The sequence below is a fragment of the Pseudomonas sp. PvP089 genome, from assembly GCF_017875165.1.
Classification (GTDB): Bacteria; Pseudomonadota; Gammaproteobacteria; order Pseudomonadales; family Pseudomonadaceae; genus Aquipseudomonas; species Aquipseudomonas fortuita.
Genome location: NZ_JAGGME010000001.1, coordinates 5,969,465 through 5,994,096 on the forward strand (window position 1 = coordinate 5,969,465; position 24,632 = coordinate 5,994,096).

20 protein-coding genes are annotated in these 24,632 nt (G+C 62.4%); 6 read left to right on the plus strand and 14 right to left on the minus strand.

The window, feature by feature from the left end; genetic code table 11:
* Positions 1–5 precede the first annotated feature (5 nt).
* Both J3A71_RS27260 and J3A71_RS27265 read right to left on the minus strand, forming a co-directional pair.
* Positions 6–1,256, minus strand: a complete 1,251-nt coding sequence (locus tag J3A71_RS27260) for a sarcosine oxidase subunit beta family protein (protein ID WP_016484536.1) — start codon at positions 1,254–1,256, stop codon at positions 6–8.
* A 15-nt stretch (positions 1,257–1,271) separates the two neighbouring features.
* Positions 1,272–2,525 carry a serine hydroxymethyltransferase gene (locus J3A71_RS27265; protein WP_016484535.1) on the minus strand — a complete coding sequence of 418 codons (1,254 nt, stop codon included), beginning with the start codon at positions 2,523–2,525 and terminating at the stop codon, positions 1,272–1,274.
* Positions 2,526–2,844: 319 nt separating this feature from the next.
* Between J3A71_RS27265 and J3A71_RS27270 the strand changes: the two genes are divergently transcribed.
* Positions 2,845–3,885: a low specificity L-threonine aldolase gene (locus J3A71_RS27270; RefSeq protein ID WP_096425474.1), complete on the plus strand. Its 1,041-nt coding sequence runs from the start codon at positions 2,845–2,847 to the stop codon at positions 3,883–3,885.
* Positions 3,886–3,990: 105 nt separating this feature from the next.
* Here J3A71_RS27270 and mcpH read toward each other — a convergent pair whose 3' ends face one another.
* The 3 genes from mcpH to J3A71_RS27285 form a co-directional block, all read right to left on the minus strand.
* On the minus strand, positions 3,991–5,928 hold the full coding sequence (mcpH, locus tag J3A71_RS27275; protein WP_060518024.1) for a methyl-accepting chemotaxis protein McpH: 1,938 nt from the start codon (positions 5,926–5,928) through the stop codon (positions 3,991–3,993).
* Positions 5,929–6,048: 120 nt separating this feature from the next.
* Positions 6,049–6,351, minus strand: coding sequence for a cell division protein ZapA (locus J3A71_RS27280; RefSeq protein ID WP_016484532.1), 303 nt, complete (start codon positions 6,349–6,351; stop codon positions 6,049–6,051).
* On the minus strand, positions 6,348–6,578 hold the full coding sequence (locus tag J3A71_RS27285) for a hypothetical protein (RefSeq protein WP_016484531.1): 231 nt from the start codon (positions 6,576–6,578) through the stop codon (positions 6,348–6,350). The genes J3A71_RS27280 and J3A71_RS27285 overlap by 4 nt, the downstream gene beginning before the upstream one ends.
* Before the next feature lie 276 nt (positions 6,579–6,854).
* Here J3A71_RS27285 and J3A71_RS27290 point away from each other — a divergent pair, with 276 nt between their 5' ends.
* On the plus strand, positions 6,855–8,480 hold the full coding sequence (locus J3A71_RS27290; RefSeq protein WP_016484530.1) for a methyl-accepting chemotaxis protein: 1,626 nt from the start codon (positions 6,855–6,857) through the stop codon (positions 8,478–8,480).
* Positions 8,481–8,928: 448 nt separating this feature from the next.
* Positions 8,929–9,384, plus strand: coding sequence for a transposase (locus J3A71_RS27295; RefSeq protein WP_095116632.1), 456 nt, complete (start codon positions 8,929–8,931; stop codon positions 9,382–9,384).
* A 121-nt stretch (positions 9,385–9,505) separates the two neighbouring features.
* On the opposite strand, the gene gbcB is transcribed toward J3A71_RS27295, so the two are convergent.
* A complete protein-coding gene (gbcB, locus tag J3A71_RS27300) occupies positions 9,506–10,606 on the minus strand; it encodes a glycine-betaine demethylase subunit GbcB (RefSeq protein WP_016484528.1) in 1,101 nt (366 codons plus the stop codon).
* A 308-nt stretch (positions 10,607–10,914) separates the two neighbouring features.
* On the opposite strand from gbcB, the gene gbcA reads away from it, so the two are divergent.
* Positions 10,915–12,207 carry a glycine-betaine demethylase subunit GbcA gene (gene gbcA / locus J3A71_RS27305; RefSeq protein WP_016484527.1) on the plus strand — a complete coding sequence of 431 codons (1,293 nt, stop codon included), beginning with the start codon at positions 10,915–10,917 and terminating at the stop codon, positions 12,205–12,207.
* 78 nt (positions 12,208–12,285) lie between these two features.
* Here the strand turns inward: gbcA and J3A71_RS27310 are convergent, their stop codons facing one another.
* The 7 genes from J3A71_RS27310 to J3A71_RS27340 form a co-directional block, all read right to left on the minus strand.
* Complete coding sequence (locus J3A71_RS27310) at positions 12,286–13,092, minus strand: RHS repeat-associated core domain-containing protein (protein WP_231995297.1); 807 nt, start codon at positions 13,090–13,092, stop codon at positions 12,286–12,288.
* Positions 13,093–13,859: 767 nt separating this feature from the next.
* A complete protein-coding gene (locus J3A71_RS27315; RefSeq protein WP_016484524.1) occupies positions 13,860–14,630 on the minus strand; it encodes an electron transfer flavoprotein subunit beta in 771 nt (256 codons plus the stop codon).
* 10 nt (positions 14,631–14,640) lie between these two features.
* Positions 14,641–15,873, minus strand: coding sequence for an electron transfer flavoprotein subunit alpha/FixB family protein (locus tag J3A71_RS27320; RefSeq protein ID WP_016484523.1), 1,233 nt, complete (start codon positions 15,871–15,873; stop codon positions 14,641–14,643).
* Complete coding sequence (dgcB, locus tag J3A71_RS27325; protein ID WP_016484522.1) at positions 15,873–17,825, minus strand: dimethylglycine demethylation protein DgcB; 1,953 nt, start codon at positions 17,823–17,825, stop codon at positions 15,873–15,875. Before dgcB ends, J3A71_RS27320 begins: the two co-directional genes overlap by 1 nt.
* A gap of 164 nt (positions 17,826–17,989) precedes the next feature.
* Positions 17,990–20,050, minus strand: coding sequence for a dimethylglycine demethylation protein DgcA (dgcA, locus tag J3A71_RS27330; protein WP_016484521.1), 2,061 nt, complete (start codon positions 20,048–20,050; stop codon positions 17,990–17,992).
* Positions 20,051–20,065: 15 nt separating this feature from the next.
* Entirely contained in the window at positions 20,066–20,596 is a 531-nt protein-coding gene (locus J3A71_RS27335) for a DUF5943 domain-containing protein (RefSeq protein ID WP_095116628.1), read from the minus strand.
* 76 nt (positions 20,597–20,672) lie between these two features.
* A complete protein-coding gene (locus J3A71_RS27340; RefSeq protein ID WP_003255700.1) occupies positions 20,673–21,650 on the minus strand; it encodes a dipeptidase in 978 nt (325 codons plus the stop codon).
* A 283-nt stretch (positions 21,651–21,933) separates the two neighbouring features.
* Here J3A71_RS27340 and J3A71_RS27345 point away from each other — a divergent pair, with 283 nt between their 5' ends.
* Positions 21,934–22,335 (plus strand): lysozyme inhibitor LprI family protein, encoded by a 402-nt coding sequence (locus J3A71_RS27345; RefSeq protein WP_060518030.1) that lies wholly within the window; start codon positions 21,934–21,936, stop codon positions 22,333–22,335.
* A gap of 161 nt (positions 22,336–22,496) precedes the next feature.
* Here the strand turns inward: J3A71_RS27345 and J3A71_RS27350 are convergent, their stop codons facing one another.
* Positions 22,497–23,441, minus strand: a complete 945-nt coding sequence (locus J3A71_RS27350) for a GlxA family transcriptional regulator (RefSeq protein WP_060518032.1) — start codon at positions 23,439–23,441, stop codon at positions 22,497–22,499.
* A 146-nt stretch (positions 23,442–23,587) separates the two neighbouring features.
* Here J3A71_RS27350 and choX point away from each other — a divergent pair, with 146 nt between their 5' ends.
* Positions 23,588–24,532: a choline ABC transporter substrate-binding protein gene (choX, locus tag J3A71_RS27355; RefSeq protein WP_096425472.1), complete on the plus strand. Its 945-nt coding sequence runs from the start codon at positions 23,588–23,590 to the stop codon at positions 24,530–24,532.
* The last annotated feature ends 100 nt before the right edge of the window (positions 24,533–24,632 follow it).

Here is a 24,632-nt window from a genome sequence, read left to right on the forward strand (position 1 = left end):
TCCGGTTAGTGGGCGACGGCGGCGGCGCCGTGTTCGTCGATCAGTGCGCCGTTGTAGAAACGGTCCATGGAGAACGGCGCGGCCAGCGGGTGCATTTCGCCCTTGGCCAGGCTCGCGGCAAAGACGTTGCCCGAACCCGGGGTCGCCTTGAAGCCGCCAGTACCCCAACCGCAGTTGAAGAACATGTTCTTGACCGGGGTCTTGGTGATGATCGGGCAGGCGTCCGGCGAGGTGTCGACGATGCCGCCCCACTGGCGGTTCATGCGCACGCGCGAGAGGTTGGGGAACATCTCGACGATGGCCTGCAGGGTGTGCTCGATCACCGGGTACGAGCCGCGCTGGCCGTAGCCGACCCAGCCGTCGATACCGGCACCGATTACCAGGTCGCCCTTGTCGGACTGGCTGATGTAGCCGTGCACGGCATTGGACATGATCACGCTGTCGATGATCGGCTTGATCGGCTCGGATACCAGCGCTTGCAGCGGGTGCGATTCCAGCGGCAGGCGGAAGCCGGCCAGCTTGGCCATGTGCCCGGAGTTACCGGCGGTGACCACGCCGACGCGTTTGGCGCCGATGAAGCCTTTGTTGGTTTCCACACCAATGACCGCGCCGTTTTCCTTGCGGAAACCGATCACTTCGGTCTGCTGGATCAGGTCCACACCCAGGGCGTCGGCAGCGCGGGCATAGCCCCAGGCCACGGCGTCGTGGCGGGCCACGCCACCACGGCGCTGAACGGTTGCGCCAAGGATCGGGTAGCGGGTGTTCTTCGAGCAGTCCAGGTACGGGATTTCGGCCGCGACCTGGGCGGTGTTCAGCAGCTCGCCATCGACGCCGTTGAGGCGGTTGGCGCTGACGCGGCGCTCGGAGTCACGAATGTCCTGCAAGGTGTGGCACAGGTTGTAGACGCCGCGCTGGGAGAACATCACGTTGTAGTTGATGTCCTGGGACAGGCCTTCCCACAGCTTCATGGCGTGCTCGTACAACTGCGCCGACTCATCCCACAGGTAGTTGGAACGCACGATGGTGGTGTTACGGGCGGTGTTGCCGCCGCCCAGGTAACCTTTCTCGATCACGGCAACGTTGGTGATGCCGTGCTCTTTGGCCAGGTAGTAGGCCGTGGCCAGGCCATGGCCGCCACCGCCGACGATAACCACGTCGTACACCTTTTTAGGGGTGGGCGTGCGCCACATGCGCTGCCAGTTTTCGTGGTGGCTGAGGGAGTGTTTGAAGAGGCCGAAGCCCGAGTAGCGTTGCATGGTCGTTTACTCCACTCAGCGGTAAACAGGGAAGTCTGCGCACAGCGCCGCGACGTTCTTCGCCACATCGGCTTCGACGTCTGCGTCACCGAGGTTGTCGAGGATGTCGCAGATCCAGCCGGCCAGGGCCACGCACTGCGCAACCTTGAAGCCGCGGGTGGTGACGGCCGGGGTGCCGATGCGCAGGCCCGAGGTGACGAACGGCGACTGTGGGTCGTTCGGCACGGCGTTCTTGTTGACGGTGATGTGCGCGCGGCCCAGGGCGGCGTCGGCATCTTTGCCAGTGAGGCCCTGGCGGATCAGGCTGACCAGGAACAGGTGGTTGTCGGTGCCACCGGACACCACGTCGTAGCCGCGGTCGATGAACACCTGGGCCATGGCCTGGGCGTTTTCGATCACTTGTTGCTGGTAGGCCTTGAAGCCAGGCTCCAGCGCTTCCTTGAAGCACACGGCCTTGGCGGCAATCACGTGCATCAGCGGGCCGCCCTGGGCGCCGGGGAATACAGCGGCGTTCAGCTTTTTCTCGATCTCCTCGTTGGACTTGGCCAGGATCAGGCCGCCACGTGGGCCGCGCAGGGTCTTGTGGGTGGTGGTGGTAACCACATCGGCGAACGGGATCGGGTTCGGGTACAGGCCAGCGGCAACCAGGCCGGCTACGTGGGCCATGTCGACGAACAGCAGCGCACCCACCTTGTCGGCAATGGCGCGGAAGCGTGGGAAGTCGAGGGTCTTGGAGTAGGCCGAGAAACCGGCAACGATCATTTTCGGCTTGTGCTCGACCGCGAGGCGCTCGACTTCGTCGTAGTCGATCAGGCCGGTGTCGGTGTTGATGCCGTACTGCACGGCGTTATAGAGCTTGCCCGAGGACGACACTTTGGCGCCGTGGGTCAGATGGCCACCGTGGGCCAGGCTCATGCCGAGGATGGTGTCACCGGCCTGCAGCAGGGCCAGGTAGACGGCGCCATTGGCCGACGAGCCGGAGTGCGGCTGTACGTTGGCGTAGTCGGCACCGAACAGCTGCTTGGCGCGCTCGATGGCCAGGGCTTCTACTTTGTCCACGTGCTCGCAGCCACCGTAGTAGCGCTTGCCCGGGTAGCCTTCGGCGTACTTGTTGGTCAGGCCGCTGCCTTGGGCCTGCATGACGCGCTTGCTGGTGTAGTTCTCCGAGGCGATCAGCTCGATGTGATCTTCCTGGCGCTGTTCCTCGGCATTCATCGCCGCCAGCAGTGCGTCGTCGTAACCCTGGATCTGGTCTTGCTTGCTGAACATCGTGTATCTCCCGGCAGCGATCGTTTTTTTGTCGTGGGGCACTGTGGCCCTTTGTGGCGATGGTATGACTGGCGGGGTCGGGTCAGATGCCTGCGCACGCCTTGCAATGGCGCGTTTACGACATTGCCTTTGGGTTGATGCTGCCGGCCTCTTCGCGGGGCAAGCCCGCTCCCACAATGATTGCTGTATGCATGGCCATTGTGGGAGCGGGCTTGCCCCCCGAAGAGGCCGACGCAGATCCCACTGAAAGCAGCTTGTATAGGCAACCGCTGAATCGATGGTTTAGAGTGCTGTTCTGCGTCGTTCACAGGACCGTGTCATGACAGATAAGAGCCAACAATTCGCCAGCGACAACTATTCCGGTATCTGCCCCGAAGCCTGGGCGGCGATGGAAAAGGCCAACCACGGCCACGACCGCGCCTATGGCGACGATCAATGGACCGAGCGCGCCTCGGAATACTTCCGCAACCTGTTTGAAACCGACTGCGAGGTATTTTTCGCCTTCAACGGCACCGCCGCCAACTCCCTGGCCCTGGCCTCGCTGTGCCAGAGCTACCACAGCGTCATTTGCTCCGAGACCGCCCACGTCGAAACCGACGAATGCGGCGCGCCGGAGTTCTTTTCCAACGGCTCCAAGCTGCTGACGGCCGCCAGCGTCGACGGCAAGCTGACGCCAGAGTCCATCCGCGAAGTGGCGCTGAAGCGCCAGGACATCCACTACCCCAAGCCGCGGGTCGTGACCATTACCCAGGCCACAGAAGTGGGCACCGTGTACCGCCCCGACGAGCTGAAGGCGATCAGCGCGACCTGCAAGGAGCTGGGGCTGAACCTGCACATGGACGGCGCGCGCTTTACCAATGCCTGCGCATTCCTGGGCTGCAGCCCGGCCGAGCTGACCTGGAAGGCCGGTGTGGATGTATTGTGCTTCGGCGGCACCAAGAACGGCATGGCGGTGGGTGAAGCAATCCTGTTCTTCAACCGCCAACTGGCCGAAGACTTCGATTACCGCTGCAAGCAGGCCGGTCAACTGGCGTCGAAAATGCGCTTCCTGTCTGCGCCATGGGTGGGGCTGCTGGAAGATGGCGCCTGGTTGCGCCATGGCAACCACGCCAACCATTGCGCGCAGTTGCTGGCATCGTTGGTGAGTGACTTGCCGGGGGTGGAGCTGATGTTCCCGGTGGAGGCCAACGGGGTGTTCCTGCAAATGCCGGAGCCTGCGATTGAGGCATTGAGGGGCAAGGGCTGGCGGTTCTATACCTTCATCGGCAGTGGTGGGGCGCGGTTCATGTGTTCGTGGGATACCGAGGAAGAGCGGGTGCGCGAGCTGGCGGCGGATATCCGCAGCATCATCACCGCCTGACAGGCCGCATTCGCGGGCATGCCCGCTCCCACATGGTCCACACAAGGCTCAGGCCTGTGGTGATCCTGTAGGAGCTGGCTTGCCAGCGATGAAGCCCACACCGATCTAAAGCCTGAACCCCCCCATCTGCCGCGCCAGGTCATCAGCCAAGCCACGCAACGCCTGGCACTCTTCACGGCAGCCCTGAACTTCCGCCGCCGTCTCCCGGGCCAGGTCAGAAATCCCCTGCACCGTGCGGTTGATCTCTTCGGTCACCGCCGACTGCTCTTCGGTCGCCGTGGCCACCTGATGGTTCATGTCGCTGATGTGTTCCACCTGGTCGGTAATCGCGCCCAACGACGCCCCGGTACGCTGGCTTGATTCAACGCCACTGCCGGTCGCCTGCTGCCCCGCCTGCATCGAGCTCACCGCCGAACCCGCGCCCTGCTTCAGGCGCTGGATCATCTGCTGCACTTCGTCGGTGGACAGTTGCGTACGTCGCGCCAGCGTTCGCACCTCGTCGGCCACCACAGCAAACCCGCGCCCCATCTCCCCGGCCCGCGCCGCCTCGATGGCTGCGTTCAGCGCCAGCAGGTTGGTTTGTTCGGAAATGCTGCGGATCACCGCGAGAACTTCATCAATAGAGGCGACTTCGTTGGCCAGCTGGCTGACGGCATCGGCTGCCTTGACGATGTCGCCCGACATGCCCTCGATGCCCTGAATCGAACGCCGTACCACCTCACGCGCCTGCAAGGCTTCATCCCGTGCCGACTGCGAGGCCTGCGCCGCATCACCCGCATTGCGGGCAATGTCCTGCACCGTCAGGCCCATTTCGTGCACGGCAGTGGCAACCATTTCGGTCATTTCCTGTTGCCGCCCTGAGCGCTCGGCCGTGTTGTCCACCACTTGGGTTACCTGCTCAACCGCACGATGCAGCCGTTCGGAGGTGTGCAAAACCTCGCCAATCAGGCTGCGCTGGCTGTCGAGAAAGCGGTTGAAACCCCGGGCCAGGTCACCCAGCTCATCCTGGCGCGAGTCATCCAGGCGGTGGCTAAGGTCGCCTGCGCCACTGCCAATCTGCACCAGCGCAGCGGTAACGCGGCGGATAGGCCGCACCAGGCCGCGCGCCAGCAGCACCACCAGCAGCAGCGACACCAGGGCCACACCGCCACCGATCAGGCTGGTCAGCCATACCGCCTGATGCATTTGCGCGTAGATTTCCGACTCCGGCACCTCGGCCACCAAGGTCCAGTCAAGGTCGCGCAGGGGCAGGCCGAGTGCCAGATACCGTTCACCGTCACGGCTGAAGCGGCTGCTGCGCAGGCCTTCGCCGCCCGTCATTACAGCATTGGCAGCGTCCGTACCGAGTTGCTCGGTGAGCTGGCGCTTGCCACTGAGGGCAGCGTCCGGGTGCACCTGGATCAGGCCATCGTTACGTACCAGAAAGACCTTGCCATGCTCGCCAAAGCTGAAGTCGTGAATCAGCTTCGACAGCTCGGTCATGCGCAGGCCCATGCCGGCCACGCCCACCAGCTTGCCAGCCTTTTCCACGCGATAATCGATGAACAGCGCCAGCTCCCCAGTGGCTCCGTCGATGTCGATGTTGATAAACCGGTCGGCGCCGCTGTCGATGTAGCCGTAGAACCACTTGTCCTTGGGGTTGCTGCGGCTGAGGGTACGGTCCAGGCCATTTTCGTTGTAGTAATGGCCGGTTTCGGTCGAGGCAAACAAGGTGGTGAAGGCGCGGTTGCGCTGTTTGGCGGCGCCCAGGTATTCAATGAATGCCGCAGCCTGGGCGGGGTCTTCACCGGCAGCCAGCCAGTCGCGCAGCAGCGTGTTGCCGGCAATGTCCGCCGCAGCCACCAGTGGCTGGCCGAGCATGCGCTCGATGTCATTGCGGATGGCCTCGACACTGGCAGGCAGGGCAGTGTCGACCAGGTAGCGGTCGGTGAGGCGGTTGAGCGCCACGGTGAAGATGATGACCACCACCAGGATGCTGGCCAACAGGGCTGCGCCCATGCTGGTGATCAACTGCCACTGGATGCTTTTACGCCAGATACGCATGCCCCTACTCCCCCGCACATTATTGTTTTGCGAGAAGTGTATACACTTGCGTATCCAGTTAATCCAGTGACCTGGAACAATGAGTTGGGGCTTTGGGGCGCAAAGCGCCCCAGCTATCGATCAGGACTCTGCAATGGTCCGCACGATGGCGTCCACCGTGGCGTCGATCTGCGCCTGGGTACGCGCAAGGGTCTGCTGATGTTCTTTCTGCAGTTCAACCTGTTTGGAGCACAGGTTAAGGGCAGCCAGCACCAGCAATTTGTCACCGATCAGGGTCGGGTACTGACGCTTGGTTTCGTTCAGGGCGGTGTTGAGCATCCGCACCGCCTGGGCCAGGGTTTCTTCCTGGCCTTCGGGCGCCTTGATCGAATAGTCGATGCCGAGAATCGACACGACATTGACCGGCTGCTCTTGCAATCTCATGCGCCAGCAACGCCAGCGCTGGCGCGATCAACCAGGGCCTGCAGGCGGGCGGCGGTGCTGCCGTTCTTCTCTTCCTGCTCCATCAGCGACAGCTGCAGGGTTTCGTTTTCTTCCTTGGCCTGGGCCAATTGCGTGCCGAGGGCGGTGTTCTGCTCGGTGAGTTGAGCGTTCTTCTGCATCAGGTCGCTGACCAGTTGCTCGATTTGATTCAGGGAAGCTTCCAGCATGGGTCTATCTCAGGTTGTTGCGAGGGGCGCACACGATAAAGAAAAGCGCGGCCCATCGCCATTAAAAATCGGATTCACAAGGTGTCTGGCCCGCAGATTGACAGGGTAATCACCCCCTTGTTCCGACCTGGGTCAACCGCCGGTCAGGAAAAGGTTAGCGCGCTCACAAATTTAGCGGGGCGCGCTCAAGACTGGCCAGTCACGACCGATAGCCCGGCAAGTCATGTTTTGTCGCACTTCGCGCACTCTTTATCCCTTGCCTGGATCTTCCCCTCCATGTCTCTACGCAACATGAATATCGCCCCGCGCGCGCTGCTCGGCTTCGCGCTTATCGGCCTGCTGATGCTCGGCCTTGGTATCTTCTCACTGGTGCAAATGGGCAACATTCGCCAGGCGGGCGTGGCCATCGAGCAAGTCAACGTGCCCAGCATCAAGATCCTCGACGAAATCACCGCGCTCAACCTGCGCATGCGCACCCTGTCCTATCGACTGCTGATCAACCGCGAGCCTGCCATCCAAAGCGATACCCTCAACCTGCTGGACCAGCGCAACAGCCAGATCGACCGTGCGCGCCAGGCCTATTTGCCGATGATCGCCGCCGGTGATGAACAGGCGGCGTTCGACCAGTACGGCCAGTTGCTCAACCAGTACCGCCAGCTGGAATCGCGCATGCGCAGCCTGAGCCAGGCCGGCCGCGTCGACGAACTGCGCGACCTGCTCAACCGCGACCTGCTGGCCAACTCCGAGCAAATCAACAAGGTCATGGAAACCCTGGTGCGTATCAACACCGAACAGACCCGTTCCACCAACGAGAAGGCCGCCAGCCAGTACGACACTGCCTTCACCCTGGTGATCGGCCTGCTGGTTGCCGCTACCGTGCTGACATTCGCGTGCGCCCTTTTGTTGACCCGCAGCATCGTCAAGCCGATTGATGAGGCGCTCAAATGCGCCGAGCAGGTCGCCGACGGTGACCTGACCCACATCATCCGCGCCGAAGGCACCGACGAAGCCGCCCGCCTGCTGCGTGCCATGGCCCGCATGCAAGACAAGCTACGCGACACCCTGCAGCAGATCGCCGGCTCCGCCACCCAGCTGGCCTCGGCGGCCGAAGAATTGAACGCCGTCACCGACGAAAGTGCCCGTGGCCTGCAACAGCAGAACAACGAAATTGAACAAGCCGCCACTGCCGTGACTGAAATGACCAGCGCGGTGGAGGAAGTGGCGCGAAATGCCGTGAGTACCTCAGAGGCATCCAGTGAAGCCAGCCGTTCCACTGGCGACGGTCGTGACTTGGTGATGGAGACGGTGGGCGCCATCGAGCGCATGAGCGGTGACGTGCAGGCCACAGCAAAACTGATCACGCACCTGGCCGAACAGTCGCGCGACATTGGCAAGGTACTCGACGTGATCCGCGGCCTGGCCGACCAGACCAACCTGCTGGCGCTCAATGCTGCCATTGAGGCGGCGCGCGCCGGCGAAGCGGGCCGTGGCTTTGCCGTGGTAGCGGATGAAGTGCGTGCGCTGGCGCACCGTACCCAGCAGTCGACCAGCGAGATCGAACGGATGATTGGCAGCATTCAAGGCGGCACGGAAGAGGCAGTGGAGTCGATGCGCACCAGCACTGAACGCGCCGAGTCGACGCTGAACATCGCCCGCGGTGCTGGCTTGGCGTTGGACACCATTGCCGGGGCGGTGGCACAGATCAACGAGCGTAACCTGGTGATCGCCAGCGCGGCGGAAGAGCAGGCACAAGTGGCGCGGGAAGTGGACCGCAACCTGGTGAACATCAATGACCTGTCGGTGCAGAGTGCTACGGGGGCGCATCAGACCAGTGCGGCGAGTGCTGAGCTCTCGCGCTTGGCCGTGGACCTGAATGGGTTGGTGGCACGGTTCCGTACATGACAATGCTGGGGCCGCTGTGCGGCCCATTCGCGGGACAAGCCCGCTCCCACAGGCTCGGCGCTGGCTTGAGGGATTCTGTTAGCCTGCCAGAGGCTCGGCGCTGGCTTGAGGGATTCTGTTAGCCTGCCAGAGGCTCGGCGGTGGCTTGAGGGATTCTGCTAGCCTGCCAGAGGCTCGGCGGTGGCTTGAGGGGTTCTGTTAGCCTGCCAGAGGCTCGGCGGTGGCTTGAGGGATTCTGCTAGCCTGCCAGAGGCTCGGGGCTGGTGTGAGGGCTACGGTGAGCCTCCCCCAGGGTCTGTGCTGATCTGAAGGGTACGGTGAGCCTGTGGGAGCGGGCTTGCCCCGCGAAGAGGCCAGCGTTGCTACCCAACATCCAGAAAACATTCCACACCGCACGCCACTGACATCTCACCTAGTGTTGTCCCAGATCTCACATCAGGGACCCCACATGGACCGTGCCCAATCCCATCTGCTGCGCCGCGGCCGTTTTTCTCAGCCGGGGGGGCTTTACCTGCTGACCACGGTCACTCATGAACGTCAGCAGATCTTCACTCAATTCAACTACGCCCGTGGCGTGATCCAGCAACTGAGACAGGCGGAGCTCGATGGGCTTTGCCGGTCCCTGGCCTGGGTGGTCATGCCCGACCATGTGCATTGGCTGATTGAGTTGCAAAGTGGCACGTTGAGCTGCTTGATGCGCAGGTTCAAATCACGGAGTAGTCATGCGCTCTATCAGCGGGGCATGTCACGCAAGAAAATATGGCAGCCGGGCTATCAGAACCGGGCCTTGCGGCGGAAAGAAAGTGTGCTGCACGTGGCGAGGTACATCGTTGCCAATCCCATAAGAGCCGGGCTGGTTGACCGTGCGGGCGACTACTCACATTGGGATGCTGTATGGATCTGATGGCCCTTTCGCGGGACAAGCCCGCTCCCACAGGTTTACCGAAACCTTCAGACCAGGGGTAAACCTGTGGGAGCGGGCTCGTCCCGCGAATGGGCTGCAACGCAGCCCCGGCTTTACAGGATCAGTAATCGATCCGCACATCCCCTTTCGGCACGCTGCAGCACGACAGGATGTAGCCCTCGGCTTCATCCTCTTCGGTGATGCCGCCGTTGTGCTCCATCTCCACTTCGCCGCCCAGCTTGAGCACCTTGCAAGTGCCGCAGATACCCATGCCGCAGGCTTTCGGGATCATCAGGCCAACCTTGGCTGCGGCCGCATGCACAGTCTCGCCCGGGGCGATGCGGATGCTCTTGTCGCTGCCGATGAACTCCACCAGGTTGAGGTCGGATACATCCAGCTCCGGTGCGTCGGCCGCCTGTTCGGCGTGCTCCACCGCATCGGCCTTGGCCTCGGCCGGCGTCGCACCAAACGACTCCTCGTGATAATTCTTCATGTCGAAACCGACGGCTTCGAGCATGCGCTTGACCGCCGTCATATAAGGCGTCGGGCCGCAGCAAAACACCACGCGCTCCATGTAGTCAGGGGCGATCAGTTCCATGAGTCGCTGATTCAGGTAACCGCGGTACCCCGCCCATGGCTCGCCCAGGCCATGCTTCTCGCAAATGATATGCAGGCTGAAGTTGGGGATGCGCGAGGCCATCTGTTCCAGCTCGCGATGGTAGATGATGTCCTTCGGCGAACGGGCGCTGTGCACGAACACCATGTCGACGTTGGCGTTGGTGTCATAGAACCAGCGCGCCATCGACATGACCGGCGTAATGCCGACACCGCCCGACAGGTACAGCGCCTTGCCCGCCGGGAAGTCGATGGCGTTGAACAGCCCCACCGGGCCGTGTACCGGCAGTTCGGCGCCTTCGTGCATGGTGTCGTGCAAGAAGTTGGACACCAAGCCACCCGGCACGCGCTTCACTGTGATCGAAAAACTGTAGGGCACCGACGGCGAACTGGAAATGGTGTAGGAACGCATCACCGGCTTGCCTTCGATCTCCAGCTCCAGGGTGACGAACTGCCCGGGCTTGAAGAAGAACATGATCGGCTGGTCGGCCATGAAGCAGAAGGTGCGCACGTCCCAGGTCTCCTGGATGACCTTGACGCAGCGCACGATGTGGCGGCCGTTGGCCCAGGTCTGGGTGGTGACCGGATTGAGGAAGGTATCGGACATGTTCATCTCCAGCAGCCGACTAGTGGGCTTTTTATGGCTTGGATAATGCGCAAGCTGAGAGCGACGTACATTCCTGCCAGCGACATCGGCGTGCTTATCGCGACCAGCCCCGCGCTACAAGGGCTGGCGCGTCGTAATTCAATTCGGCCATGTCGCCCATGGATACGGTTCGCGGCGTCTTCGGACGCACACTCCACGGCAAATAAACATGCCTGCTGTTTAAACAAAAAGCCGCTGATAACCGCCTTGCGGCAACAACAACGATTAGCCACCTTTTGCCGGCCGCACACGGCCCCGAGGAATACACGATGGACGTCACCGCAACCCTGAGCCTGGGCGATCCACTGGAACCTGCACGCAAGGCTACCGCCGAGATGCTGCAGACCCGCGAGCGCACCTACTCGCTGCCCCAGCCTTTCTACACCGACGAGCGTCTGTTCCAGATCGACATGCAGGAGATCTTCCAGAAAGAATGGTTGATCGCTGGCATGACTTGCGAAATTCCGGCGAAAGGTAACTACATCACCCTGCAGATCGGCAAAAACCCGATCCTGGTGGTGCGGGGTGCCGAAGGCAAGGTGCACGCCTTCCATAACGTCTGCCGCCACCGTGGTTCGCGTTTGTGCGTCAGCGACAAAGGCAAGGTGGCCAAGCTGGTCTGCCATTACCACCAGTGGACGTACGAACTGGACGGCCGCCTGCTGTTCGCCGGCACCGAAATGGGCGCCGACTTCGACATGAAGGAGTACGGCCTGAAGCCGGTGCATGTGAAGGTGGCCGGTGGCTATATCTTCATCAGCCTGGCAGAAAACCCGCCTGCCATCGACGAGTTCCTGGCTACCCTGGAACACTACATGGAACCGTACGACATGGAGAACACCAAGGTGGCGGTGCACACCACCTTGATGGAAAAGGCCAACTGGAAGCTGGTGCTGGAAAACAACCGCGAGTGCTACCACTGCAGCGGTTCGCACCCGGAGCTGCTGCAAACCCTGCTGGAGTGGGACGACACCAACGACCCGCGCGCCAGCCAGGAATTCAAGGACCACGTGGCCGCTTCGGCCGCCGCCTGGGAAGCCGAAAAAATCCCGTACCTGCACAAGAGCCATGGCCTGCGTAACCGTATCGTGCGCATGCCCCTGCTCAAAGGCACGGTATCGATGACCATGGACGGCAAACAGGCCTGCCAGAAGCTGATGGGCCGCATCAAGAACCCGGACCTGGGCTCGATGCGCATCCTGCACCTGCCGCACTCGTGGAACCACTGCATGGGCGACCACATGATCGTGTTCACCGTGTGGCCGATCAGCGCCCAGGAAACCATGGTCACCACCAAGTGGCTGGTGCACAAGGATGCGGTCGAAGGCGTCGATTACGACCCGGAGCGCATGCGCAAGGTGTGGGACGCTACCAACGACCAGGACCGCCGCCTGGCGGAAGAGAACCAGCGTGGCATCAACTCCACGGCGTACCAGCCTGGGCCTTACTCGAAGACTTACGAGTTTGGTGTGGTGAACTTCATTGACTGGTACAGCGACCGCGTGTTGGCCAACTTGGGCGCAGAGCCTGCTCCATACCTGAAAGAGGTGAAGGCGCAGTAAACCATCATAGGTGGCCTGGCAGCGCTCCCAACTTAACAGCGTGAGCGCGCCAGGCAAACCGTATGCTCGGAGATTTCCCTATACCTGGACATCATGAGGCACCGATCGTAACGACCTGATCCAGCTCGCAGCGGCTGCAAATCCTCTGCCTACATATGCCAACCCACGGCCTACGGTAGAGAGCATCTCGTCCAACATCGTCAAATCCATGAACGTATTCCCCAATAACCGGTGAGTGTCACGTGGATAAGTCCGCATGTAGTGGGCTACTTCACGTGCTGCGGCAAAATTTCCTGTCAAACCACCGCTCAGATTTGTGACCGTATTTCCTAGCGCGATGAGATCCACAGCGCTCTGAACGCTTGGGGTCACCCCGTTGGCAGCGGCGACCACCTGCCCGGCTACGCCAAAAGCGCCGGTCAAACTGAACTGCTGGTTCGAAATTCTGGCTGTAAGCGGTAGCTCCTGATAATCAGCGGGCACGCCGCTAGCCAACCGAGCAGCCGACCTGCGCCCGACCACATTCCTCATTGTTCGAACCGTCGCGCCCGAGAAGGTGGCACCGCTGGAGAGCAAGCCAATGCCCCTGAGTATGACGCCCCAGAATGCACCGTTTGGGTCATGCCGGTTTACCGGATCTCCGCCACAGTAGGCGTACCCATTGATACCCCCCTTGGAAAACGGGCTGAGCGAGTCACAGGTCGTAAAGCGCAAGAGGGTCGGGCTATAGAAGCGACGGCCATTGCCCAACGGATAATTGCCCGTGAGCGGATCACGATGCTGGCCACCAAAAGCCAGCACCGGTGCTGGGCTGGTTTTCATGAAGCCGTAAGGTGAATAAGCGTGCAGACCTGGCAACACGGAGCGCTGCAGGTCTGTCGTCAAAAAATGAGCCGCCATAGGTTATGCACAAGTTTTAATTGTTTGGAATACCGTAGCGGTGAATGAAAGGTGTGGCTACTGACATAAATATCAGGTGAATGACTGCTCATTTTTTGATCAAAGCCAGCAAGGCAGCCTAACTGTTGGGCCACAGAGGACTCCATACACCTTATCCACAGACTCACCAACAGAGTTTGTGAACAAAGCGCGAACATGCAGCGCGTCGGGTGTGGATAAGCGATTCAACGCCTTGAAAATCAGTGATCTGAAGATATCCATGCCCATTTGATCATTTCTTAATCAATCACTCACAAGCGAGTAGCTGCGCGGCTTTCAGGTAGCGCCGAACAGATTATCCACAGACCCGCTAACAGCGATTGTGGGCAAAACCTGCGGGACGCACGCATATCTGTGGCTGAGGAGCCGGCTCACATTTGATCAGTTTATGATCAAAACTCTCTAAGCCCCGTTATATATGGCCCCCAGCCATGCACCAACACTTTATCCACACCTTGGCGAACAGATTCCGTGGGCAAAACAGAGTTGCACCTGATGGTTGTGCCATTTCCGTCAAATCTGGCGGTGTGGTGGGGAAAAGGAGGGACTTATGCACAGGCGGAATGGGCCTGCAACAGATCAGGGGGTCGTTGTGGGAGCGGGCTTGCCCCGCGAAGCTGGCGACGCGGTGCATGGCACCGGCTGCGCCGGTGTTCGCGGGGCAAGCCCGCTCCCACAGAGTGAGGGGGGCTTGCCGAAGAGCGCGTAAGGCTTTAGCGCAGCACGCCCTCTTCCACCAGCAGCTTGAGGATGGCCTCAGCACCTTCCTGTGGCGAAACATCCTTCAGCACCTTGCCACCGCCGCCACTGGCCTTTGCCGTTGCTGCTTTCATGCGGTCCGCACCGCTCTTGGCCTTGATCACCTTCAGGCGCTTGGGCCGGGGACGGGCCGGTTGCAACTCGGCATCGGCCAGCAACTCATCTTCGACAATGGCCACATTACGCGCAGCCAGCACACCCCGTCGCGCGGGCCCGAATGCGCTCTGGCGCGGCTTGGGCGCAGCGTTATCCACAGTCGCCAGCAACGGCAGGCGCACTTTCAGCCGGCGCCGCTGGCCCCGCGGCAACGCCTGCAAGACCTGGGCGGTGCCGTTCTCGATCGACTCCACCTCGGCCAGCCCCACGATCAACGGCCAGCCAAGTTTTTCGGCCAGCAGGAAGGGCAGCATGCCCGAGCCTTCACCCGTCTCGGCCTGGCTACCGGTCAGCACCAGCTGTGCCCCGGCGTCGCGCAGGTAATCCCCCAGCACGCCCAGCACATCGGCACCGGCCGGCTGCTCCAGCACGTCAAGATGGTCCAGGCCCATGCCCAGGTAGGCGCGCAGCGCTTCTTCCTGTGGGTTGCCGGCATGGACCACCTGCAAGTTATCCCCAGCCAGCTGCAAACCCAGTTCCACGGCGCGGGCATCCTGCTCGGCGCGGCGGGCGCGCCCGGAGCTTGGGTGGGCACCGATGGAAACCAGGCTGATCACTTTCGTACTCATGCTCGTGCCCTTATGCCGCGTCGCGCTGGCCGCCGCTGCGGTAGTTGTCCACAGCCTCGATCAGTGCCTTGAGAATCGCCGAACTGTCGCCAATCACCGACAGGTCCGCCCGTTTGATCATGTCACAGCCCGGGTCCATGTTGATCGCCACCACCTTGTCGCAGGCGCCGATGCCCTGCAGGTGCTGGATGGCACCCGAGATGCCCACAGCCACGTACACGCGCGCGGTGACCCAGGTACCGGTGGCACCCACCTGGCGATTGCGCGGCATGAAGCCGTCGTCCACCGCCACCCGCGAGGCACCTTCGGTGGCGCCAAGGGCTGCGGTGGCCTGGTGGTACAGGTCCCAGTCCTTGACCCCATTGCCGCCCGAGATGATGAACTCGGCCTCGGCCATGGCAATGGTGGCCGGGTCCACGGCCACCGAGCCCAGGTCTTCGATGCGCGACAGGCTGCGCGCCACGCGTGTGGACAACTCCACCGGCAAGGCTTCGTGACGGGTTTCGCTGACCGGCTCCGCGCACTCGGCGGCCGCGAGGATCAGCCGTGGCACGGCACGTTGCAGGTCTTGCTGGCCAGCACCGGCGCGGCCGATGCACTGACCGTCCTTGACCTGCCACACCCGCGTGGCCGGGCGCTCGCCCAGCGCCGCGCCCAGGCGTCGGCCCAGTTCGCCGCCACCGGTGCGGCTGTCGGGCAGCAGCCAGTGGCGCGGGGTGAACTGGTTATCCACAGCCCGCAGGCCCTGCACCAGTTGCTCCGGTGCATAACCCTCGAAGGCCTCGCCCTCGATGACCAGCAGGCGGTCGACACCGGCTGTGGAAAAGTTGCTTTCCTTGTGCTCGTTAAAGACCACCGCCAGCACCGCGCCGTCACTGCCGGCCAGGCTGTGGGCCAGGCCGAGCAAATCGCGGTCGTGGCTGCTCAGGCGACCACCGACCATGTCCGGCACCACGGCGATGTAGAACGCCGGCGCCGGCACCTGGTGCAGCGGCAGCTTGACCTCTGCCGCCGCCGTGCGACGCCCGCCCACACCGGTACCCTGCTGGGCGCCGCTGCGGTCGATGCGCTTGATGCCGGCCGGGCCGATGAAGCCTGCGGCAATCGCATGGGGGTTCTTGCGGATCAGGCCATTGGGCCCCATCCAGCTGGTCTGTTGCGTCTGCATGGCCGCATGCAGCGGGTGCAGGCGGTTACGGGCGATCCACTCGGCGCGTGGGTCGCGGCGGATAATGTCGCTCATCAGTGCACCTCCGCAGGTTCACGTTTGGCCGTTTGCGGCTTTGCGGCAGAAGGCGCGTCCTCTTCGATCAGCACGTCGGCCACCAGCTCGGCCAGGTCCTTGATCTGCGGGCGCGGTTCGACCACGCCTTCGAGCATGGCGGTGCATTGTGGGCAACCCACGGCCACCAGCTCGGCCTCGGTCTCACGGATGTCGTCCATGCGCATGTCGGGGATACGCTGCTTGCCCGGGATGTCAGTGATCGGCGCCCCACCGCCACCGCCGCAGCAACGGGAACGGAAGCCCGAGCGCTGCATCTCGCGCACTTCAATACCCAGCGCCTTGAGCACTTCACGCGGTGCTTCGTACTCACCGTTGTAGCGGCCCAGGTAGCAAGGGTCGTGGTAGGTGACGCTGCCGCCCTTGTGCTGGCCGAGGTTGAGCTTGTTGGCCGCGATCAGTTCGGCCATGTAGGTGCTGTGGTGCTGCACCTGGTAGTCGCCGCCCAATGCGCCGTACTCGTTCTTCAGCACATGGAAGCTGTGCGGGTCGCAGGTGACGATGCGCTGGAACGTGTACTTGGCCAGGGTCTGGATATTGCGTTTGGCCAGTTGCTGGAAAGTCGCTTCGTCGCCCAGGCGGCGGGCAACGTCGCCACTGTCGCGTTCTTCCAGGCCGAGCACGGCAAAGTCCACGCCCGAGGCCTTCAACACTTTGACAAACGAACGCAGGGTGCGCTGGTTGCGCATGTCGAAGGCACCGTCGCCAACCCAGAACAGCACGTCGGTGGTTTTCACCTCCGACAGCAGTTGCAGGTTGAGGTCGGCTGCCCAGTTCATGCGCCCGCCGGGGGCGAAGCCGCCTGGGTTGTCAGTGGCGATCAGGTTGTCCAGCACCTCGGCGCCCTTGTTCGGGGTGGCGCCCTTTTCCAGGGTGAGGTGGCGGCGCATGTCGACGATGGCATCGACGTGCTCGATCATCATCGGGCATTCCTCGACGCAGGCACGGCAAGTGGTGCACGACCACAGCGTTTCGGCGTCGACCAGACCATTGACGATCGGCTGGTGCGGGTGGCCGCCATGCTCACCGATCGGCTTGCCCGGGTACGGGCTGCCGGCGAACTGGGCGTCCGTGCCGCCGGCCAGGCCGATGACCATGTCCTGAATGAGCTTTTTCGGGTTCAGCGGCTGGCCGGCAGCAAAGGCCGGGCACATGGCTTCACATTTACCGCACTGCACGCAGGCGTCGAAGCCCAGCAGCTGGTTCCAGGTGAAGTCCGCCGGCTTTTCCACGCCCAGCGGCGCGTTCGGGTCTTCCAGGTCCAGCGGCTTGAGACCGGTGGAGCGGCCGCCGCCGAAGCGCTCGGCACGGCGGTGCCAGGCCAGGTGCAGGGCACCGGCGAAGGCGTGCTTCATAGGGCCGCCCCAGGTCATGCCGAAGAACAGCTCCGACACACCCCACAGCACGCCCAGGCCGAGTACGGCGACCATCACCCAGCCGCCCGTGTTGGCGGGCAGGATGCCGGCGACCGGCAGGGTGGCAATGAAGAAGCTTGCGGCGAATACCAGCAGGCTCTTCGGCAAGCGCATCCACGGCCCCTTGGACAGGCGCGATGGCGGGTTGAGGCGGCGCTTGAAGACAAAGATGGCCCCGGTAAACATGATTACCGTGGCTACCAGTAACGCGTAGCCGAGGATTTTGCTCTGCAGGCCAAAGCCATGCACCAGAATCGCCAGCGCGGCCGACAGCACGAAGCCGCCTGCGGTAGCCACGTGGGTCTTGGACATGTACTTATCGCGCTCGACCACGTGGTGCAGGTCCACCAGGTAGCGCCGCGGCATGGCCAGCAGGCCGCCGATCAGGTCGACCTTGGAAGCCCGGCCACGCCGCCACATGCGCACCCGGCGCAGGGCGCCGAGCACTGCCAGGCCAAGGGCAGCGAACAGCAGGATGGGTAGAAGGGTGTTCAACATGGGAGGCTCCCACAACAACAGCTGAATTCTTGCGCCGCTATGCCCCTTGTGGGAGCGGGCTTGTCCCGCGAAGACGTCCGGCCTGACAACATCGTTGTTGGTGCTGACGCATTCGCGGGGCAAGCCCGCTCCCACAGGGGTCTACGGCGTTTAGGCGCGCGGGATCAGAAATCCTTGCACAGCCGCAAGGCGTCGTAGATCGCTGCATGCACGTTGCGCTGGGCCACGCAGTCGCCGATCCGGTACAGCAGGTAGCCCTCGCCCGGCTGGCTGAGGATCGGCTGCGGCTTGATGGCGAACAGCGCCTCCACATCGATCTGGCCCTTGTTGCGCGAGCCGTCCTTCAGCGCGTAGTACAGTGCTTCATCAGGCCGCACGCCGTTCTCGATCACCACCTGGTCGACCACGCGTTCTTCCTTGGCGCCGGTGTATTCGTTCTCCAGCACCGCCACCAGCTTGTCGCCTTCGCGGTAGACCTTTTCCAGCATCATGTCGCCGGTCATGATCACTTCTTTCGGGTACATGCTGCGGTAGTAGGTCGGGAAGGTCGTGCCGCCCATGGCCACGCCCGGCTTGATGTCGTCGGTGACGATTTCAACCTGGCTGCCTTTGTCGGCAATGTAGTCTGCTGCCGACATGCCGGTGAATTCACAAATGGTGTCGTACACCAGCACGTTCTTGCCCGGCGCAACCTTGCCGTCGAGTACGTCCCAGCTGCTGACCACCAGCCCTTCGGCAGCGCCCCAGTGCTCGTTCTGCTCGACGAACGGATGGCCGCCCACCGCCAGCACGATCACGTCCGGGCGCAGGTCCTGGATGGCGTCCACGCTGGCAGCGGTACCCAGGCGCAGGTCCACTTTCAGGCGCGCCAGTTCCAGCTGGTACCAGCGGGTAATACCGGCGATCTGGTCACGCTGCGGTGCCTTGGCGGCAATGGTGATCTGCCCGCCGATCTGGTCTTTTTTCTCGAACAGGGTCACGTCGTGGCCACGTTCGGCGGCCACGCGGGCCGCTTCCATGCCGGCCGGGCCTGCGCCAACCACCACCACCTTGCGCTTGACGCCGGTGGTCTTCTCGATGATGTGCGGCACCCCCATGTATTCACGGGAGGTGGCGGCGTTCTGGATGCACAGTACATCCAGGCCCTGGTACTGGCGGTCGATGCAGTAGTTGGCGCCGACGCACTGTTTGATCTGGTCAATCTGGCCCATCTTGATCTTGGCGATCAGGTGCGGGTCAGCCATGTGAGCACGGGTCATGCCGACCATGTCCACGTAGCCGCCTTCAAGAATGCGCGTGGCCTGGTTCGGGTCCTTGATGTTCTGCGCGTGCAGTACCGGGACCTTGACCACTTCCTTGATGCCGGCCGCCAGGTGCAGGAACGGCTCTGGCGGGTAGCTCATGTTCGGGATGACGTTGGCCAGGGTGTTGTGGGTGTCGCAACCCGAGCCAACCACGCCAATGAAGTCGAGCATGCCGGTGCCGTCGTAATACGCGGCGATCTGTTTCATGTCCTCGTGGCTGAGGCCATCAGGGTGGAACTCGTCGCCACAGATACGCATGCCCACACAGAAGTCGTCACCCACTTCGGCGCGCACCGCTTTCAGTACTTCCAGGCCGAACTTCATGCGGCCTTCAAACGTGCCGCCCCATTCGTCGGTACGTTTGTTGACCCGCGGGCTCCAGAACTGGTCGATCATGTGCTGGTGCACGGCCGACAGTTCCACGCCGTCCAGGCCGCCCTCTTTGGCACGCCGCGCGGCCTGCGCGTAGTTGCCGATGACGCGCCAGATCTCTTCCACCTCGATGGTCTTGCAGGTGGCGCGGTGCACAGGTTCACGGATACCCGACGGCGACATCAGGGTCGGCCAGTTGAAGCCGTCCCAGCGCGAGCGACGGCCCATGTGGGTAATCTGGATCATGATCTTGGCGCCATGCTTGTGCATGGCGTCAGCCAGGTTCTGGAAGTGCGGGATGATACGGTCGGTGGACAGGTTGACCGACGCCCACCATTCCTGCGGGCTGTCGATGGCAACAACGGACGACCCGCCGCAGATCGCCAGGCCGATGCCGCCCTTGGCCTTCTCTTCGTAGTACTTCACATAGCGGTCGGTGGTCATGCCGCCGTCAGTGGCGTAAACCTCGGCGTGCGCGGTGCTGAGCACGCGGTTGCGGATGGTCAGTTTGCCGATCTGGATCGGCTGGAACATTGCTTCGAATGCCATGACGCTATCTCCGGCTTACAACGGCTTTGTAACGAACAGGCCATCTTCGCGGCCTTCTTCCGACCCGCCGTAGACCTGTTCGGCCACGGTGCGGATCGAGCTGCCGCGGGCAGCGAGAATCTGGTCCATTGCGCCGGCGAACCAGCCGGTGAACATGTAGTCGACCTTGCGGCCACACTTGCCGTACACGTACACGAACGCCGAGTGCTTGAGCTTGACGCTGCAGGTGCCTTTGTCCAGGTCGATGTCCTGGATCTCGAACAGGCCCCAGCCACGCTGGCTCAGGCGCTTCATGTAGTGCTCGAACACCGCTACGCCTTCAAGGCCATGGCACTCGGCTTCTTTTTCACACCAGTGCCAGGCGGACTTGTAGCCGGCCTTGTAGAGGATCTCGGCATAGGCGTCGGCGCCCAGCACTTCCTCGATGCCCATGTGGTTGTTGACGAAGAAGTGGCGCGGCACGTACAGCATCGGCAAGGCGTCGCTGGTCCAGACACCGGTTTCGCTGTCGACTTCGATTGGCAATTGCGGGGCGATCTTGGCCATGGAAACTCAACTCCATAAAATTTTTATGTGGGTGCCCCGGCGTTGCTGGCAGGGGCTTTCAGGCTTGGAGAGCGGCTTACTCGCCCCAGACGTCCTTGAGGACGTTGACCCAGTTCTCGCCCATGATCTTGCGCACCACACGCTCGGAATGGCCGCGCTTGAGCAAGGTTTCGGTGAGGTTGGGGAATTCGCCCACGGTGCGGATGCCCAGCGGGTTGATGATCTTGCCGAAGTTGGTGAGGCGGCGGGCGTAGCCCTTGTCGTGGGTCAGGTACTCGAAGAAGTCCTGGCCGTGGCCCTGGGTGAAGTCGGTACCGATACCGATGGCGTCTTCACCGACAATGTTCATGGTGTACTCAATGGCTTCGGCGTAGTCGTCGATGGTGGAGTCGATGCCTTTGGCCAGGAACGGCGCGAACATGGTCACGCCGACGAAGCCGCCGTGGTCGGCGATGAACTTCAGCTCTTCATCCGACTTGTTGCGCGGGTGCTCTTTCAGGCCCGATGGCAGGCAGTGCGAGTAGCACACCGGCTTTTTCGATTCGAGGATGACCTCTTCGGAAGTCTTGGAGCCGACGTGGGACAGGTCGCACATGATGCCGACGCGGTTCATTTCCGCGACGATCTCGCGGCCGAAGCCCGACAGCCCGCCGTCACGCTCGTAGCAGCCGGTGCCCACCAGGTTCTGGGTGTTGTAGCACATCTGCACGATGCCTACGCCCAGCTGCTTGAACACGTCAACGTAAGCGATCTGGTCTTCGAACGCATGGGCGTTCTGGAAGCCGAACAGGATGCCAGTCTTGCCCAGCTCCTTGGCCTTGCGGATGTCGGCGGTGGTGCGCACCGGCATTACCAGGTCGCTGTTGTCACGGATCAGCTTCTGGCTGGAGGCAATGTTGTCGACGGTAGCCTTGAATCCTTCCCAGACCGACACCGTGCAGTTGGCCGCAGTCAGCCCGCCTTTGCGCATGTCCTCGAACAGCTCGCGGTTCCATTTGGCAATGATCAGGCCGTCGATGACGATGCTGTCGGCGTGAAGTTCGGCTGGGCTCATCAGGCTGTCCCCTTTTATTGAATGGTTGGCGCCAAACCTTGTGCCGGCGCTTTGGGGCCAGCATATGCCTGTGCCCAAAGGCGCCCCGATGCAAAAACGACAGGGGGTTTGCCGAAAGCGTCAATGCGCGACAACACGCCCTCTGGCACGCCGTCTGGCGATGAGAGACAGTCTCGATAACGACCTTTCTGGCGGCTTTATGAACATTTGGACAGGTGGCTACCACAGCGCCGTCGTCTGAGCGAGAATCCTGCGATTCGTCAGCCTGTTGAGGAGAAAAGGGATGAAATCATTGGCATGGCTGGTATTGCTGGCCGTCGTATCGGGCGCCCACGCCGGGGAGGAAGAAAGCACCCCGTGCGACAACGTCGAGACCGACCAGCAGACCTACGCCTGCGCGGCGTTCAACAAGCAGACGGCAGAGCGGGAGCTGAAGTCGGCTTACGATGACTTGATCCAGCGCATTCGCGATCAATATGCCGACGAAGGCGACCAGGCCACTGCCCTGATCGGGCGCATGGACGCGGCAGAGAAGCTGTGGATGCAACTGCGCGATGCTGATTGCAAGGTCGAGACTTATGCCGAAAAGGCGGGGAGCAAGGCATTCCAGGCGGCCTGGGATACCTGCGTGGCCCAGCGCAGTGATGACCGGTCGGAGTATTTGCAGTCCATTGGCCAGCAGTAAACCTGCACCGGCCTCTTCGCGGGACAAGCCCGCTCCCACAGGATCACCTCAGCCACTGAGGACTGCCATGGTCCTGTGGCCCAGGACTCAACAGAGCCTGAGAGATGTGGGGTCCCTGTGGGAGCGGGCTTGTCCCGCGAAGAGGCCAGCACTGACAAACCTCAAACCGCCCTGGCCAACCTGTCCTCCCGCGGGCAACGATGATACCGGGCCCTATAACAGCGGGTAAAATACGAAGCCGACTCAAACCCACACGCCACGCCCACCTCCAGCACACTCATGTCGGTCTGGCGCAACAACTGCCTGGCCTTATCCAGCCGCAGTCGCAAATAGAAACCACTGGGCGTGTCGTCCAGGTGCACACGAAACAGCCGTTCCAGCTGCCGCCGGGTCACCTGCACCGCTTCTGCCAGCACCTGGGTATTGAGCGGCTGCTCGGTGTTGCGCTCCATTTCGCCAATCACCTTCACCAGCTTCTTGTTGCTGATGCCATAGCGGCTGGCGATCTGCATGCGCTGATGGTCTTGTCGCTGGCGGATACGCCCGAGCACGAATTGCTCCGACACCTGCACCGCCAACTCGCTGCCATGGGCCTGTGCAATAAGGTCGAGCATCAGGTCGATCGACGCCGTGCCGCCAGCGCAGGTGATGCGCCGTCGGTCGATCTCGAACAGCTCCTGGGTCGCCTGCAGGCCCGGGTAGTTCTCCTTGAACGCCTCGAGTGCCTCCCAGTGAACGGTGGCGCGGTGGCCATCGAGCAGGCCGGCCTCGGCCAGTACAACGGCGCCGGTATCGATACCGCCCAGGATCACGCCATCGTGGTCCAGGCGGCGTAGCGCCTGCTGCAGCGCCGGGCCATAACAGGCCAGGGGATCGAAACCGGCCACGATCAGCAGAATGCCCGCAGGCTCGCCCGCGGCCAACGCCGCATCGGCGTTCACCGACATGCCGTTGCTGGCCTGCACCGCCCCGCCATGCAGGCTCAGCACCTGCCAGCGGTACGACGGGCCCTTGAACCGGTTGGCTACCCGCAGCGGCTCCAGGGCACTGATGAAGCCCATGGCCGAGAACCCGGGCAACAGCAGAAAATGAATGGTTTGCAGCATTGCATGCTCCACGGCAAAGGTGGTCGCCTCCGTGCAAGTGTTGGTCGCCAGGGTGCGATTTTTCACCCTGCCAGCAGCGTAGCGTGTTCACACGGTCCAGAGAGACCGAACCCCATAACAATATGCACTGCCGATGGAGAGCCACCATGCACAGCTTGATCCGCCGCAGCCTGTTGACCCTTGCCCTGAGTAGCATCGCCACTTCCCCGCTTTACGCCGCAGAGCCTGCGGCCTGCAAGAACGTGCGCCTGGGCGTGGTCAACTGGACCGATGTCATCGCCACCAGCGCCATGGCCCAGGTGCTGCTCGATGGCCTGGGCTACCAGACCAAACAGACCAGCGCTTCGCAGCAGATCATTTTCGCCGGCATCCGCGACAAGCGCCTGGACATGTTCCTGGGTTACTGGAACCCGATCATGACCCAGACCATCACACCGTTCATCGATGCCCAGCAGGTAAAGGTGCTGGAAAAGCCCAGCCTGGAAGATGCGCGGGCGACCCTGGCAGTGCCGAAGTACCTGTATGACAAAGGCCTGAAGACCTTCGCCGACATTCACAAGTTCGAGAAAGAGCTGGGCGGCAAGATCTATGGCATCGAGCCAGGCTCGGGCGCCAACACCCAGATCAAGGCCATGATCACCAAGAACCAGTTCGGCCTTGGCAAGTTCCAGCTGGTCGAGTCCAGCGAGGCCGGCATGCTCGCTGCCGTCGACCGCGCCGTGCGCCGCAAGGAGGCCGTGGTGTTCTTCGGCTGGGCGCCGCACCCGATGAACGTGAACATCGACATGGCCTACCTGGGCGAGAGCCAGGATGCCTTGGGCCCTGACGAAGGCCGCGCCACGGTATGGACGGTAACTGCGCCGGACTACGCCGAACGCTGCCCCAACGCCCACCGCCTGCTGGCCAACCTGAACTTCAGCGCCGAGGACGAGAGCCGCATGATGCAGCCGCTGCTCGACCACAAGGATGCGCTGGAATCAGCCCGCCAGTGGCTCAACGACCACCCCGACGACAAGGCCCGCTGGCTCGAAGGGGTCACCACCTTTGACGGCAAGCCTGCGGCCGAGAACCTCAAGCTCACCGCCAACTGATCCGGCCTCTTCGCGGGGCAAGCCCGCTCCCACAGGTACAGCGTAAAACTCAGGATCTCGCTGATCCTGTGGGAGCGGGCTCGCCCCGCGAAAGGGCCAT